The following is a 15,130-nucleotide window of genomic DNA, read 5'->3' as shown; positions in this document are numbered from 1 at the left end:
CGCGCGGGGGCAAAGGTTCCCGCGCTACCATGCGCGTTTCCCTTGCCGGAACGCTTGCCATGGCCTATCGCAACCTGGAAATCGCCAACCGCGGCGCGGTGCGCACCATCACCGTCAACCGCCCCGACAAGCTCAACGCGCTCAACCGCGACACGCTCAACGAATTGACGATCGCCTTCACCCAGGCGGCGCAGGACGACGCGGTGCGCGCGGTGGTGCTCACCGGCGCCGGCGAGAAGGCCTTCGTGGCCGGCGCCGACATCGCCGAGATGAACGGCTACACGAGTGTGCAGGCGCAGTCGTTCTCGCGTACCGGGCAGCGCCTGATGAGCACGATCGAGCGGCTGGGCAAGCCGGTGATCGCGCGTGTGCAGGGCTTCGCGCTGGGCGGCGGCATGGAGCTGGCGATGGCCTGCCACCTGCGCGTGGCCAGCGAAAAGGCGAAGTTCGGCCAGCCGGAGATCAACCTTGGCCTGATTCCCGGTTTCGGCGGCACCCAGCGCCTGCTGCGACTGGCCGGCCGCGGCGCCGCGCTGGAGCTTTGCCTGACCGGTGCGCCGATCGGCGCGCAGCGGGCCTACGAACTGGGCATCGTCAACCGCGTGGTGGCGCCCGAGGCGCTCGACGAGGCGGTCGACGCACTGGCCGACCAGTTGGCCGCGGCCGCGCCGTTGGCGGCCGCAGGCATCCTCGATGCCATCCTGCTGGGCGGCGAGACGGCGCTGGACCAGGGCCTGGAATTCGAGACGCAAGGGTTCGCGCTGGCCTTCGCCACCGAGGACATGCGCGAGGGGACGAGCGCGTTCCTGGAGAAGCGCAAGGCGCAGTTCAAGGGGCGCTGAAGCTCGAATGCATAGGTTGGGCTTCAGCCCACCGCAACCCGCCCGCAAGCTGGCGGGTGGGCTGAAGCCCACCCTGCGTGGTCAGTGCCCGCCGCGGTATTTCTTCTCGCCCGCCGTCACGGCGACGTCCAGTCGGTTCTCCGGCGGCGCCAGCGGGCAGGTGGCGAACGGCGTGAAGGCACACGGCGGGTTGTAGGCCTTGTTGAAGTCCAGTTCCACCTTGCCCGGCTGCGCCAGGCCGCCTTTAGGCAGCGCGGCGTAGAAGAAACGCGCGGCGCCGTAGGTTTCCTTGCCCGAGGTGCGGTCGGCGATCACGAAGAACAGCTCGCCACCCGGCTCCTCCTGGTAAGGCAGCAGCTCGAAGGTATGGCCGTCGCGCTGGAACACCGCCTTGCCGGGGACGTCGACCGCGTCGATGGTGCCGATCACCGAACCGATTTCCAGCTTGTGCGCCGGCTGGAACGGAATCCATTCCGCTTCGACTCGCCACGAGGGGTCGATCGGAAAATAGTCGATGCCCGCGAAGTCCTTGCGCGTCGCCGCCTCCGGATCCTTCACGCGCAGCGCCTTGCGGCCGTCGCGGTCGATCACGTAGAAGCCCGCGCTGCCGAAACGCACGAGGGTCGGGCCGTCGGCGCCGGCGTGCATGTCGTCGACCAGCACCGCGTCGGCGACGCTCTTGCCATCGACGGTGGCACCCGCCGCCTTGTTCAGCGCGATGCGCAGGCTGCCGTCCGCGGCGAGCGTGATCGTGCCCAGGTACGCAGGGCCGGCCATGAGCACGATGTCGTTGTCGGCGGCGCTGCCGATGCGGTTGGCGCCCTCATGTAGCCACTCGAGCCCGATCAGGCTCAGCCAGCCATCCGGTGCGGTCAGCCGGGCCACGCGGTCGGCGCGCCACTGCTCGATCTGGCGGGTGTACGGATCGGTATCGGCGGCGTGCACGGCAACGGCTCCCAGGGTGATGGCGGCGAGGAACAGGCTGGCGCGAAGCATCGGGCTCTCCAGCGGGGACAGCGGTCGAGTATAGACGAGCCTGCATGCGCACCTTGCCGGCGCACATGGCGCACGCTTGCGGGATCAGCGGCCGCGCAGGAACAGCCGATCCAGCTCGCCGAGCGACAGCTGCACCCAGGTCGGCCGTCCGTGATTGCATTGCCCGGAGCGCTCGGTCGCTTCCATCTCGCGCAGCAGCGCGTTCATCTCCGGATGGGTCAGGCGGCGGCCCGCGCGCACCGAGCCATGACAGGCCATGGTCGAGAGCAGTTCGTTCTCCAGCTCCTGCAGGCGGCGCGAACTGCCGTGCTGGGCCAGTTCGGCCAGCACGTCGATGGTGAGCTGGCTGACGTCGGCGCCTTCGAGCAAGGCGGGGATGCGCCGCACCACCACGGTCGACGGGCCGCTGCGCGAGAGCTCCAGGCCCCACTCGGCCAGCGCCTCGGCGTGTTCCTCGGCGGCGGCAGCCTCCTTGGCGCTGACCGACAGGTTCAGCGGCACCAGCAGCAACTGCGAGCGCAGGTTGCTGCAGGCACGGCCGGCCTTGAGCTTCTCGTAGGTGATGCGCTCGTGCGCCGCGTGCATGTCCACCAGCACCAGGCCGTGCGCATTCTCGGCGAGGATGTAGATGCTCTTGAGCTGGGCGATGGCGAAGCCCAGCGGCGGCGCTTCGCGCTCGTCGGCTTCGGGCATCGCCGTGGCGACGGCGGCCGATGCGGAGGGCTCGCCCAGCAGCGCGGCATAGTCGGCCAGCGGCTCGTCGCGCAGGCCGAGGCTGAGCCGGCTCTGCGCGAACGGCATCGAGCGCGAAGCGCCCATGCCCGGGTAGGCGTACGTCGGCGCGGATGCAGCCACCGGCTCGGACTGCGGTTCGGGCCCCACCTGCCCCGCGCGCGTCTGCGCCAGCGCCTCGTGCAGGCTGCGGAACAGGAAGTCGTGCACCAGCCGCTGCTCGCGGAAGCGGACCTCGTGCTTGGCCGGATGCACGTTCACGTCCACGCCGGCGGGATCCAGTTCCAGGTACAGCACGAAGGCGGGATGGCGGCCGTGGAACAGCACGTCCGCATAGGCCTGGCGCACGGCATGGGCGACCACGCGGTCGCGCACCAGCCGGCCGTTGACGTAGAAGTACTGCCCGTCCGCCTGCGCGCGCGACGCGGTCGGCAGGCCGACCCAGCCGGACAACTGCATGCCGGCCGCCGCGTGCTCGATGCGCAGGCTCTGCGCGGGGAAGGCTTCACCCAGCACCTCGGCCACGCGCGCCAGCGCCGCCACGTGGTCCTGGCAGGCCTTGAACAGGCGCAGCGGCTTGCCGTTGTGGCTCAGGCGGAATTCCACCGAGCGCCGTGCCAGCGAAAGCGACTTGAGCAGGTCGTCGATGTGCGCGAATTCGGTACGCTCGGCGCGCAGGAATTTCCGCCGCGCCGGCACGTTGAAGAACAGGTCGCGCACCTCGACGCTGGTGCCGACCGGATGCTGCGCCGGCCGCACCGGCTGCATGCGGCCGCCGTCCACTTCCAGCCGGAACGAGCTGTCGGCGTCGCGCAGGCGCGAGGTCAGCGCGAAGCGCGCGACCGACGCCACCGAGGCCAGCGCCTCGCCGCGGAAACCCATGCTGGCGACGTGTTCGAGGTCGTCGAAGCTGCCGATCTTGCTGGTGGCGTGCGAGGCCACCGCCAGCGGCAGGTCGTCCGCGCCGATGCCGCCGCCGTCGTCGCGCACGCGGATCAGCCGCGCGCCGCCCTGCTCGATGTCTACCTCGATACGGGTGGCGCCGGCGTCGAGGCTGTTCTCGACCAGTTCCTTGACCACCGACGATGGCCGCTCGATCACCTCACCGGCGGCGATCTGGTTGATGAGGTCGGGGGGAAGCTGGCGGATGACGGGCATCGCGCAAGCTTAATGCGTGCGGGTCGGGATGCCCAAGGCCGCGTCGGAAGGTGGACGACTGTAGGGGTGCAACCTGCACGCGTGATCCGGAGCGCGCAGTCGCGCACAGGGTATGTTCCTACAGGGGTGCTCGTCGGAAACCTTGCTCAGCCGGCCGGAATGGCCAGCACCGCGCCCGCCTGCACCGAATCGCTGCTCATGCGATTGGCGCTCTTGAGCGCACTCACGCTCACGCCGTACTGGCGGGCGATGCTGCCCAGGCTCTCGCCACGCTCGACCCGGTGCAGGTCGCGCACGTCGGCGTCGGCACGCGCACTGCGCGCGTCCGCAGTCGCCGACGTGGCCTTGGCCGCCGGCCGTGCGTCGGCCACCAGCGTGCCGTTGCGGCGCATCGCCTGCGCGGCGAACCAGGTGCCCGGCGGCGGCGTGGCCTCGAAGTAGTTGCGCACGCCGCCCGTCACCGCCTCGGCCAGCTCGCGCTGGTGCGCGGGATCGCGCAGCTTGCGTTCCTCGGTCGGATTGCTGATGAAGGCAGTCTCGACCAGGATCGAAGGCACGTCGGGCGAACGTAGCACCACGAAGTTCGCGTGTTCGACGTAACCGCGATGGGTCGGCCCCAGCTGGGCCAGCGCCTTGAGCACGTTGCCGGCGATCGACTCGCTGGCCTGGATGGCGTAGCCCTGCTGCAGGTCCAGCAACACCGCGGCGAGGCTGTCATCCTTGTCGTCCAGCGAGACGCCGCCGATCAGGTCGGCGCGGTTTTCGCGGTCGGCCAGCCAGCGCGCCGCCTCGGAGGTCTTGCCGCGCGGCGACAGCACCCACACCGACGAGCCCTTGGCGTCGCTGCTGGTGAACGCATCGGCATGGATCGAGACGAACATGTCCGCGTTCTGCTCGCGGGCGATCTGGTAGCGGCGCTTGAGCGGAATGAAGTAGTCGCCGTCGCGGGTCAGCACGGCCTTCATGCCGGGCTGCTTGTTGATCTCGTCGGCCAGGGCACGCGCGACCGCCAGGGTGACGTTCTTTTCCTGGGTACCGCCGGGACCGTGCGAGCCGGGATCCTTGCCGCCGTGGCCGGCGTCGACCGCGACGATCACCTTGCGCTCGCCGCCCAGCAGCAGCGCCGCCTGTTTGGCACCCTTGCCCACGCTGTGCGTCGGCTTGATGCTGGCCAGCGCGTGCGACGTGTCGTCATCCGCCTCGGTCGCGACCGCCGCAGCCTTGCCGGGGTAGAGGTCCAGCACCAGGCGATAGCCATGTTCGCCGGCCGGCTTGAGCAGGAAGCTCTTCGGCTGCGCGCCGTCGGCGGTGCGCGCAAGCAGCTGCAGGTCACCGCCGCTCTTGCGGCTGTCCAGGCCCTTGAAGAGCCCTTGGGCTGCCGGCGCACGGAAACCGCCGGCGAGATCGCCGCCACTGAGCTCGACTTCGATGGCGTTGCCGTCGCGGCCGATCGTGTACTTCGCCGGGCCGGACAGGTCGAACACCACGCGGGTGTATTCGGGGCCGGCCCAGACGCGCGCGGCCTTGACGTCGGCCGCCTGCGCGGGGCGTAGCGGAAGCGCGGCGGCAAGAGCCACCAGGCCGAGGCTACCCAGGCGCGCGAACGTACGTGTCATGGCGCCGCATTGAAACCCAGCAAAAACGCGATTGCAAGGGCTTTTTCCTTGGATATCCATAACCTGCGTCGCATTTGTCATGCTGGCCCAAGGTTTGGTCGGCAGACACGCGCCGCCGGCAAAACGACGCCGGGCGAAGTTTTTTCTTACGGAACCGTAACTTAGGATTCGCCCAACCGATCCAGCACGGCGCGGCCGCGATCACTGCGCGGTTCGGCACGGGCGCGCCGGCCGTTGCCGGCGTGTTCCAGCTCGAGGACGAGGTCCGGCGCCGGCAGCGCCCCGGCACCGCGCTCGGGCCATTCCACCAATACGAGCGCGGACGCATCGCCCAGCGCATCCAGCCCCAGCCATTCCAGTTCGCCGGGATCGGCGATGCGGTAGAGGTCCAGGTGCCAGGCGGCGAGCTCGCCGGCGCGATAGGACTCGACCAGGCTGTAGGTCGGGCTCTTGACCCGCTCTCCCACGCCCAGCGCGGTAAGCAGCGCGCGGGCGAAACTGGTCTTGCCGGCACCGAGGTCGCCGTGCAGGTAAAGCACCAGGCCGCCGTCGACCACGGCCGCGAAGCGTTGCGCCAGTGCGGTGGTGGCGGTTTCGTCGGGAAGGGTCCAGTAGCTCATGCATCCGGTCCGTTGAGCAGGAGGCGCAGGGGGGCGAGCAGGTCGCTGGCGATCATGCCCCGCTCGCCCTCGCGCGCGGCACGGTCGCCGGCGCGCGCGTGCAGCCCCACGCCCAGGCGCGCGGCGTCCGGCGCAGGGCAACCCTGCGCCAGCAGCGCGGCGATCAATCCGGTGAGCAGGTCGCCCATGCCGCCGGAGGCCATGCCGGGATTGCCCCAGGGACAGACGTCCAGACGTCCATCCGGATCGGCTACCAGCGAACCGGCGCCCTTGAGCACCACGACCGCGCCGAAGCGCTGCGCAAGCGTGCGGACGGCGGCGAAGCGGTCGCGTTCGACTTCGGCAACGGGGCACCCCAGCAATCGTGCGGCTTCGCCGGGGTGAGGCGTGAGCACCACCTGCCGCGAAGCATCGAAACGCCTGGGTTCGATCGCCAGCAGGTTCAACCCGTCGGCATCCAGCACCAGCGGCAGCGGGCTGTCCAGCGCGGTCAGCCACAAGGCGTGACCCCAGGCGCCCTGCCCCAGGCCCGGGCCGACCGCCAGCACGCTGGCGCGGGCCAGCAGTGGCTCCAGCGCCTGCGGGCCGTTGACCGCGTGCGCCATCAGCTCGGGACGGCCGGCGTTGAGCGCGACCAGGTGCTCGGCGCGCGTCGCCACGCTGACCAGGCCGCCGCCGCCGCGCAGCGCCGCCTCGCCGCACAGGCGGATGGCGCCGGCGGTGCCGTGGTCACCGCCGATGGCGAGCACATGGCCGTTGCGTCCCTTGTGCACATCGCGCGGGCGCGGCGGCAACGTGGCCGGCTCGAGCAGGCGCGCGTCCGGCGCCTCCTGCCACAGGCTTTCGGGCAGCCCCAGCGTGGCCAGCTCGATGCGTCCGGTGTGCGCAGCGGCCTGGCCGGTGTGCAGGCCCCGCTTGGCGGCGATGAAGCTCACGGTGAGGCTGGCGCGCACCGCCGCGCCCGGGCAGTGCCCCGTGTCGGCGTTCAGTCCCGAAGGCACGTCCAGCGACAGGATGGGCGCGCCGCAGGCGTCGAGGCGCTCGATCAGGGCCGCCACCGTCGGCGGCGGCGGGCGATTCAGACCCGTGCCGTAGAGCGCGTCCACGTGCACGTCGGCCGGCGGCAAGGTGGAAGTCTCGTCCCAGCGCCGCACCGGCACGCCGCCCTGCTCGCAGGCCGCGCGCGCCTGCGCGGCGTCCCCGCGCGCATCCTCGGCCAATGCCCGGACTTCGGCAGCCAGTCCTGCCTCATGCGCCAGCAGCGCCAGCAGGAAGCCGTCGCCGCCGTTGTTGCCCGGCCCGCAATACACCGCGACGCGGCGCGCCTCCGGCCAACGCCGGCGCAGGCTGGCGAAGGCCGCGGCGGCCGCGCGGCGCATCAGCTCGTAACCGGGGATACCCAGCGTCTCGATCGCACGCCGGTCCAGCGTGCGCACCTGGGCGACGGTATAGAGGGCGTGGCAATGCGGCGCGGTCATCGGCCGATTATAGGAGCGGCCCGGCGCCTACAATGGCGGCATGTCCGTCGTTCCTTCTCCCGACTACGCTGCGCTGGCTCGCGACATCAAGCAATGGGCGCGGGAATTCGGCTTCGCCGAAACCGCGATCAGCGGCGTGGAGCTGGGCGAGGACGAGACGCACCTGGAGCATTGGCTGGGCGAAGGCCTGCACGGCGAGATGGACTACATGGCCCGCCACGGCACGCGCCGCAGCCGCCCGGCGGAGCTGGAACCGGGCACGTTGCGGGTGATCTCCGTGCGCATGGACTACCGCGCGCCCGGCACGCGCCACGCCTGGGACGTGCTCGGCGACGGCGAGGCCGGCTACGTCGCGCGCTACGCGCTGGGCCGCGACTACCACAAGCTGATGCGCAACCGCCTGCAGAAGCTGGCCGAGCGCATCCGCGGCGCCATCGGCGAGTTCGGCTATCGCGCCTACGTCGATTCGGCTCCTGTGCTGGAGAAGGCGCTGGCGCGCAACGCAGGCCTGGGCTGGATCGGCAAGCACACCGTGCTGATCAACAAGGACGCCGGCTCCTACTTCTTCCTCGGCGAGCTCTACACCGACCTGCCACTACCGGTCGACGCGCCGGCCAGCGCGCACTGCGGCAGTTGCACGCGCTGCATCGACGTCTGCCCGACGCAGGCGATCCTCGGTCCCTACCGGCTCGACGCACGGCGCTGCATTTCCTATCTCACCATCGAGCTGAAGGGCTCGATCCCGGAGGAACTGCGCGCGCCGATGGGCAACCGCATCTTCGGCTGCGACGACTGCCAGCTGGTGTGCCCGTGGAACAAGTTCGCGCAGGACGCCACGGAGCCGGACTTCGCGCCGCGCCACAGCCTGGACGGGGCGAAGCTGGTGGAGCTGTTCAGCTGGAGCGAAGAGGACTTCCTGCGGCGAACCGAAGGCATGGCGATCCGGCGCACCGGCTACGAAGGCTGGCTGCGCAACATCGCCGTGGCGCTGGGCAATGCGCCTTCGTCGGCGGAAGTGCTGACGGCCCTGCATGCGCGGGAACGGCACGCCTCGCCCATCGTCCGCGAGCACGTGGCCTGGGCGCTGGCCCGGCACGGCGAACAGTCCCTGTAGGGTGAGCTTCAGCCCACCACTCGATCGGACCCACGAGCGGTGGGCTGAAGCCCACCCTGCGTCAGCTACTTGCGGCGTTCGCGGATCGCGCCGATCAACGCACAGGTAGCCGCATCCAGCGGCGGCACGTCGGACGACTCGCCGCGCAGCGCCGGCAGGATCTGCCGGGCGATGCTCTTGCCCAGTTCCACGCCCCACTGGTCGAACGCGTTGATACCCCACAGGTGGCCGAGCAGGAACACCTTGTGCTCGTACAGCGCGATCAGCGCGCCCAGGCTCTCGGGCGTGAGCGCGTCGAGCAGGATCACCGAACTGGGGCGATCGCCCGGGAAGGTGCGCTGCGCCGCCAGCACGTCGCCCCCGGCCGGATTCTCCGCCAGCGCCTCGTCGAAGGTCTTGCCCAGTGCCAGCGCCGCCGCCTGCGCGAGCAGGTTGGACAGCAGCGCATCGTGGTTGCCGTGCAGCGGATGCGCCGGGTTGACGATGCCGATCAGGTCCAGCGGCACCACCTCGGTACCCTGGTGCAGCGCCTGGAAGTAGGCGTGCTGGGCGTTGGTGCCTACGCTGCCCCACACCACCGGCACGGTCGGCTGGCCGACGGCCGCGCCCTCTGGCGTCACCGACTTGCCCAGGCTCTCCATCTCCAGTTGCTGCAGGTAGCTCGGCAGGTCGCCGAGCAGGTCGGCGTACGGCACGACGGCGCGCGTGGGAAAACCCAGCACGTCGCGGTTCCAGATCTCGGTGAGCGCCAGCAGCGCCGGCAGGTTCTCCTGCCAGGGAGCGCTGCGGAAGTGGTCGTCCATACGCGCGCCGCCGGCCAGCACCGCGCGAAAGCCTTCCATGCCGATCGCCAGCGCCAGCGACAGCCCGACCGCCGACCACAGCGAGTAGCGCCCGCCAACGAAATCCCACATCGGGAAGATCTGCCTCAACGGCACGCCCCAGCTGCCGGCCACCTCGGTGTTGGCGCTGACCGCCAGGAAGTGCCGCGCCACCGCGCGCTCGTCGCCGTTGCAGGCGTCCGAGATCCAGCCGCGCAGCACGTTGCCGTTGAGCAGCGTCTCCTGCGTGGTGAAGGTCTTGGAGACCATCACCACCAGCGTGGTCTTCGGATCGAGCCGGTTGATCAGGTCGTAGGCGGCCTGGCCGTCGACGTTGGTGAGGAAGTGGCTGCGCACCTTCGGCGTGCGGAACGGCGCCAGCGCGGCGACCGCCAGGCGCGGCCCCAGGTCCGAGCCGCCGATGCCGATGTTGACGATGTCGGTGACCGTGCCGGGCAGGCCCAGCGCTTCCTGGCGGCCGTCATGGACGGCGTCGACCAGTTCGCCGATGCGCGCGAGCGTCGCCTCGATCTCGCGCTGCGCCTCGGCCGGCGCGGGCGAAGGCAGCGACGAGCCGCCCGCACGCAGCGCCGTATGCAACACCGCGCGGCCTTCGGACGTGTTGATCGGCTCACCGGCGAACATCGCGTCGCGCGCCGCCTGCCAGCCGCTGGCTTCCAGTTGCGCGCCCAAGGCATCGAGCCCCGGCACGTCCAGCTTCTGCCGGCTGAGGTCGAGCAGCAGCGGCCCGGCACGATGGCGCAGGCGCGCGCCGCGCGCCGGATCGGCGATCAGCGTGCGCAGGTGCGCCTGCGACAGGCGACGGGCATGGTCGGCGAACAGCGAGGCGTACGTCGGGACGTTGGCGGGCATGGGCTGGCGCATCGGCTGGGGAAGCCTTGCATCTTAAGCCGAGCGAACGTTACGAACACGTCGGATCACAGGAGACACTCCTGCCGCAGCGCCCAGCTACGAACCCTTCCCCCGCGAATGCGGGGGAAGGTGCCGACAGGCGGATGGGGGCGCTTTTGGGGCGGGATGTTTGGGGCAGTCTTTTGCAAGGCCTCCCCCATCCGCCCTTCGGGCACCTTCCCCCGCAAGCGGGGGAAGGACTTGGGCTGCTCCGCGAGCGCGGAGGAAGGATCCGGTCAGGCCGCCGCCATCTGCTTGGGGATCGAGCGGTTGGTATGGCTGATGCGGTTGGCCGCATCGACGTACACCAGCGTCGGCTGGAACTTCTCCAGCTCCGCCTCGTTGAGCTGCACGAAGGCGGCGATGATGATCAGGTCGCCAGCCTGCGCGCTGCGCGCGGCGCTGCCGTTGACCGAGATGATCCCGGAGCCTTCCTCGGCGCGCAGCGCATAGGTCACGAAGCGCTGCCCGCTGTTGATGTTCCACGCGTGGATCTGTTCGTACTCGCGGATGCCCGAGGCATCCAGCAGCAGGCCGTCGATCGCGATCGAGCCCTCGTAGTGCAGCTCCGCGTGGGTCACCGTGGCGCGGTGGATCTTGGCCTTGAGCATGTTCAGGTGCATGACAGATGTGTTTCCGGCAGGAACAGCCTGCGTTTGCCAATTATCGAACCCCTGACGCTGCATCGCAACATGAACGCGGATGGCCCTTCAGGGGGTACTCCGCACAGGACCGCGTCACACACGGGGCCGTTCTCCATATGGGGTCTGCGTTCGGCCATCCAAACACCGGGCCGAAGGCCATCGCATGCCATAATGTGCGATCCCGTCGCAGCGCCCGCCTCCCATGACCCGCCGTCTCCTCGTCACCAACGCCCTGCCCTACGCCAACGGCCCGCTGCACATGGGCCACCTGCTGGGCTACATCCAGGCCGACATCTGGGTGCGCGCGCAGCGCATGGCGGGCAGCGAGGTCGCGTACGTTTGCGCGGACGACGCCCACGGCACGCCCATCATGCTGGCTGCGCAGAAGGCCGGCATGACGCCGGAGGCCTTCATCGAGGGCATCCGCGCGGGCCACGAAGCGGACTTCGCCGGCTTCGGCGTGCACTTCGACCACTACCACTCGACCCATTCGGAAGAGAACCGCGAGCTGGCGACGCTGATCTACACGCGCCTGCGCGACGGCGGCTTCATCGCGCGCCGCGACATCAAGCAACTGTTCGACCCGGAAAAGGAAATGTTCCTGCCGGACCGCTACATCAAGGGCATCTGCCCGCGCTGCGGCACGCCCGACCAGTACGGCGACAACTGCGAGAACTGCGGTGCCACCTACGCGCCCACCGACCTGCTCGAGCCCTACTCGGTGGTCTCCGGCGCCGCGCCCGTGCTGCGCGATTCGGAGCATTACTTCTTCGAGCTGTCGAAGTTCGAGGCGCTGCTGCGCGACTGGTTCGCCGGCCGCTACACCAACGGCAGGCCGGTGGCCAACGCCGGCGTCGCGGCCAAGCTGCGCGAGTGGCTGGACGGCGGCCTGAAGGACTGGGACATCTCGCGCGACGCGCCCTACTTCGGTTTCCCGATCCCCGACGCGCCGGGCAAGTTCTTCTACGTCTGGCTGGACGCGCCGGTCGGCTACCTGGCCAGCTTCAAGGCCCTGTGCGACCGCACCAACCTGAAGTTCGACGATTTCCTCGCGCCGTCCAGTCGCGCCGAGATGCACCACTTCATCGGCAAGGACATCATCAACTTCCACGGCCTGTTCTGGCCGGCGATGCTGCACGGCGCGGGCTTCCGCACGCCGACCGCGCTGCACGTCAACGGCTACCTGACCGTCAATGGCGCGAAGATGTCCAAGTCGCGCGGCACCTTCATCCAGGCGCGCACCTACCTCGACGCGGGGCTCAATCCCGAGTTTCTGCGCTACTACTTCGCCAGCATGCTGGACGACGCGCCGGTCGACGTGGACCTGGACCTGAAGGCCTTCGAGGAGCGCGTCAACTCGCATCTGGTCGGCAAGTGGGTGAACATCGCCAGCCGTACCGCAGGCTTCGTGCACAAGTTCTTCGACGGCCGCCTGGCCACGCGCTTCGGCACCGCCGAGCAGGCGCTGTGGAACACGCTGCTGGAGCACTACGACGGCATCGATGTGCTCTACGACGCCGGCGACTTCGCCGAAGTGACGCGCCGCTTCGTGCTGATGGCGGACCTGGTCAACGGCCACATCGCCGCCACCGCGCCTTGGACGATGGCCAAGGACGAGGCGCGCCGCACCGAACTGCACGAGGTGTGCTCGTTCGCCCTCGCCGCGTTCCGCCTGCTCGCCGGCTTGCTCAAGCCGATCCTGCCGGCCACCGTCGCCGCGGCCGAGGCGTTCCTCAACGCGCCAATCGCCGATTTCGACGACGCCCGCGCGGAACTGCACAACCACGCGATCGGTCAGTTCGAGCCGCTGCTCGGCCGCATCGATCCCAAGCGTATCGAAGCGATGATCGAGGCCTCGAAGGAATCGCTCGCGCCCACTCCGGCAGCCGCACCCAAGCCTTCCAAGGAAGCCCGCAAGCCCATGACCGAACCTGCTGCATCCACCACCGAAACTCCGGCCACCATTTCCATCGACGACTTCTCGAAGCTCGACCTGCGCATCGGCAAGGTCACCGTCTGCGAATTCGTGGACGGTTCGGACAAGCTGCTGCGCTTCGAACTGGATGCCGGCCCGCTGGGTACGCGGCAGATCTTCTCCGGCATCCGCGCCGCCTACGGCGAGCCGCAAAAGCTGGTCGGCCGCAACGTGGTGTTCATCGCCAACCTGGCACCGCGCAAGATGCGCTTCGGTCTGTCCGAGGGCATGATCCTCTCGGCCGGCGAAGGCGGCGGCGACCTGTTCCTGCTGGACGCGGACCAGGGCGCGAAACCCGGCGCCACCGTGCGCTGATTCGCAGGACCGTCCCCCGGGGCCCGTGATCGTGGTCCTTCCCCCGCTCGCGGGGGAAGGTGCCCGTAGGGTGGATGGGGGAAACCTTGCGAAGGGCCTGCCCGGCATCCCGCATCAGAGCGCCCCCATCCGCCTGTCGGCACCTTCCCCCGCATTCGCGGGGGAAGGCTCAAGTGGCGCGCGCCAAGGCCTGATCGTGCTGCTCCCTTCACCGATGGAGGAGGGCAACCACCATCAGCGCGCGTATGTGACGAAGAATCCCACCAGGTCGCCGTTCTCGTTGTACGCCGACAGGTCGACCACGTGATAGCCGCGCGCGGCGTACTCGGCATGCGTTTCGGTCAGCTTGCGGGCCATGTGGTTCTTGCGGAAACCCAGGGTGGCGTCGACGAACACGGTGACGGTGTCGGCCGGCGCGGCCTCGGCCTGGGCCGGCGTGGCATGGGTGAGCAACAGCGTGCCGGCCATGCCGACGGCCGCGGCCAGCAACAGCGAGGCGGCGCGCAGGGAGGGGCGGAAGAAGGGCATGTGAAGCTCCTGTCGAGTTGCGGGACAATGGAGCGCCGATTATGCCGATGCCCTCCCGGCGCGGCGCCCGGAACACCATGAACGACGTCACCGATCTCGCCACCCGCATCGATGCGCTGCTGCCGCAGACGCAGTGCGAGCAGTGCGGCTTCCACGGCTGCCGCCCGTACGCCGAAGCGATGGCGCGCGGCGAGGCGCCGATCAATCGCTGCCCACCCGGCGGCACGGCCGGCATCGCCAGGCTGGCGGCCCTGCTGGGCACGCCCGCCTTGCCGCTCGATCCGGCGCATGGCGTGGAGAAGCCGCGCACGCTCGCGCGCATCGTCGAGGCCGACTGCATCGGCTGCACCAAGTGCATCCAGGCCTGTCCGGTGGACGCGATCGTCGGCGCCGCCAAGCTGATGCACACGGTCCTGCCCGACCACTGCACCGGCTGCGAGCTGTGCGTGCCGGCCTGCCCGGTCGACTGCATCGTGCTCGAGCCCATGCCGCTGGCGCAGGTAGAGGACCCGGCGCACGCCGACGCCTCCCGCGCGCGCTTCCAGCGCCGCGAGGCCCGCCTGGCGCGCGAACGCACTGAACGCGAGGCCGAGCTGGCCGCGCGCAAGGCGGCCGTCGACACCACCGCCACCCCACAGAACCCGGTGCTGGCCGCACTCGCCCGCGCCCGCGCCAGACAGGGCTCCGCATGAAGCGCGCCGACATCGTCGAACTGTTCACGCGCCTGCGCGAACTCAATCCGCATCCCACCACCGAGCTCGAATACCGCACGCCGTTCCAGTTGCTGGTCGCCGTGGTGCTCTCGGCGCAGGCCACCGACGTCGGCGTCAACAAGGCTACGCGCAAGCTGTTCCCCAAGGCCGGCACGCCGCAGGCGATCCTGGCGCTGGGCGAGGAAGGCCTGAAGCGCTACATCAGCACCATCGGCCTGTACAACGCCAAGGCGAAGAACGTGATCGCGCTGTGCCGCATCCTCATCGAGCAGCACGGTGGCGAGGTGCCGCGTACGCGCGAGGCGCTGGAAGCGCTGCCGGGCGTGGGCCGCAAGACCGCCAACGTCGTGCTCAACACCGCCTTCGGCGAGCCCACCATCGCGGTGGACACGCACATCTTCCGCGTCGCCAACCGCACCGGCCTGGCGCCCGGCAAGGACGTGCGCGCGGTCGAGGACAAGCTGGAAAAAGTGGTGCCGGCCGAGTTCAGGAAGGACGCTCACCACTGGCTGATCCTGCACGGCCGCTACGTTTGCAAGGCGCGCAAGCCCGACTGCCCGCTCTGCCCGATTCGCGACCTGTGCCATTACAAGCACAAGACGCCGCCGGCAGCGTGAAACGTAGGGTGGGCTTCAGCCCACCGCTCTCGGGTGCCGTCGAAGCGGT

At 69.8% G+C, this 15,130-nt stretch carries 13 protein-coding genes; 5 read left to right on the top strand and 8 right to left on the bottom strand.

The genetic code is table 11. The annotated features are described in order from the left end of the window. The first annotated feature begins 59 nt into the window (after positions 1-59). On the top strand, positions 60-842 hold the full coding sequence (locus AAIL17_RS10980; protein ID WP_424682885.1) for an enoyl-CoA hydratase/isomerase family protein: 783 nt from the start codon (positions 60-62) through the stop codon (positions 840-842). Between the two features lie 81 nt (positions 843-923). On the opposite strand, the gene AAIL17_RS10975 is transcribed toward AAIL17_RS10980, so the two are convergent. The 5 genes from AAIL17_RS10975 to AAIL17_RS10955 all read right to left on the bottom strand — a co-directional run bounded on the left by AAIL17_RS10975 (position 924) and on the right by AAIL17_RS10955 (position 7,442). Next, positions 924-1,838, bottom strand: coding sequence for a DUF1684 domain-containing protein (locus tag AAIL17_RS10975; RefSeq protein WP_424682884.1), 915 nt, complete (start codon positions 1,836-1,838; stop codon positions 924-926). A gap of 84 nt (positions 1,839-1,922) precedes the next feature. After that, positions 1,923-3,728: a DNA mismatch repair endonuclease MutL gene (mutL, locus tag AAIL17_RS10970; RefSeq protein ID WP_424682883.1), complete on the bottom strand. Its 1,806-nt coding sequence runs from the start codon at positions 3,726-3,728 to the stop codon at positions 1,923-1,925. Positions 3,729-3,874: 146 nt separating this feature from the next. Further along, positions 3,875-5,344: an N-acetylmuramoyl-L-alanine amidase gene (locus tag AAIL17_RS10965; protein WP_424682882.1), complete on the bottom strand. Its 1,470-nt coding sequence runs from the start codon at positions 5,342-5,344 to the stop codon at positions 3,875-3,877. Positions 5,345-5,505: 161 nt separating this feature from the next. Next, a complete protein-coding gene (tsaE, locus tag AAIL17_RS10960; RefSeq protein ID WP_424682881.1) occupies positions 5,506-5,964 on the bottom strand; it encodes a tRNA (adenosine(37)-N6)-threonylcarbamoyltransferase complex ATPase subunit type 1 TsaE in 459 nt (152 codons plus the stop codon). Continuing rightward, positions 5,961-7,442 carry an NAD(P)H-hydrate dehydratase gene (locus AAIL17_RS10955; protein ID WP_424682880.1) on the bottom strand — a complete coding sequence of 494 codons (1,482 nt, stop codon included), beginning with the start codon at positions 7,440-7,442 and terminating at the stop codon, positions 5,961-5,963. Before AAIL17_RS10955 ends, tsaE begins: the two co-directional genes overlap by 4 nt. 40 nt (positions 7,443-7,482) lie before the next feature. Between AAIL17_RS10955 and queG the strand changes: the two genes are divergently transcribed. After that, complete coding sequence (gene queG / locus AAIL17_RS10950; protein WP_424682879.1) at positions 7,483-8,556, top strand: tRNA epoxyqueuosine(34) reductase QueG; 1,074 nt, start codon at positions 7,483-7,485, stop codon at positions 8,554-8,556. A gap of 65 nt (positions 8,557-8,621) precedes the next feature. On the opposite strand, the gene pgi is transcribed toward queG, so the two are convergent. Beyond that, positions 8,622-10,250 (bottom strand): glucose-6-phosphate isomerase, encoded by a 1,629-nt coding sequence (gene pgi / locus AAIL17_RS10945; protein ID WP_424682878.1) that lies wholly within the window; start codon positions 10,248-10,250, stop codon positions 8,622-8,624. Between the two features lie 275 nt (positions 10,251-10,525). Beyond that, positions 10,526-10,912 (bottom strand): aspartate 1-decarboxylase, encoded by a 387-nt coding sequence (gene panD, locus AAIL17_RS10940; protein ID WP_325165531.1) that lies wholly within the window; start codon positions 10,910-10,912, stop codon positions 10,526-10,528. 223 nt (positions 10,913-11,135) lie between these two features. Here panD and metG point away from each other — a divergent pair, with 223 nt between their 5' ends. Further along, a complete protein-coding gene (metG, locus tag AAIL17_RS10935; protein WP_424682877.1) occupies positions 11,136-13,223 on the top strand; it encodes a methionine--tRNA ligase in 2,088 nt (695 codons plus the stop codon). 234 nt (positions 13,224-13,457) lie between these two features. Here metG and AAIL17_RS10930 read toward each other — a convergent pair whose 3' ends face one another. Continuing rightward, the gene (locus tag AAIL17_RS10930; protein ID WP_424682876.1) at positions 13,458-13,751 is read right to left on the bottom strand and encodes a hypothetical protein; all 294 of its coding nucleotides are present in this window, start codon (positions 13,749-13,751) and stop codon (positions 13,458-13,460) included. Positions 13,752-13,828: 77 nt separating this feature from the next. On the opposite strand from AAIL17_RS10930, the gene AAIL17_RS10925 reads away from it, so the two are divergent. Then, complete coding sequence (locus AAIL17_RS10925) at positions 13,829-14,443, top strand: RnfABCDGE type electron transport complex subunit B (RefSeq protein WP_424682875.1); 615 nt, start codon at positions 13,829-13,831, stop codon at positions 14,441-14,443. Then, the gene (gene nth, locus AAIL17_RS10920; RefSeq protein WP_424682874.1) at positions 14,440-15,081 is read left to right on the top strand and encodes an endonuclease III; all 642 of its coding nucleotides are present in this window, start codon (positions 14,440-14,442) and stop codon (positions 15,079-15,081) included. The genes AAIL17_RS10925 and nth overlap by 4 nt, the downstream gene beginning before the upstream one ends. Positions 15,082-15,130 lie beyond the last annotated feature (49 nt).

Source organism: Frateuria sp. YIM B11624, from assembly GCF_049727805.1.
Classification (GTDB): domain Bacteria; phylum Pseudomonadota; class Gammaproteobacteria; order Xanthomonadales; family Rhodanobacteraceae; genus Frateuria_A.
This window is presented reverse-complemented; position numbering and strand designations above follow the sequence as displayed.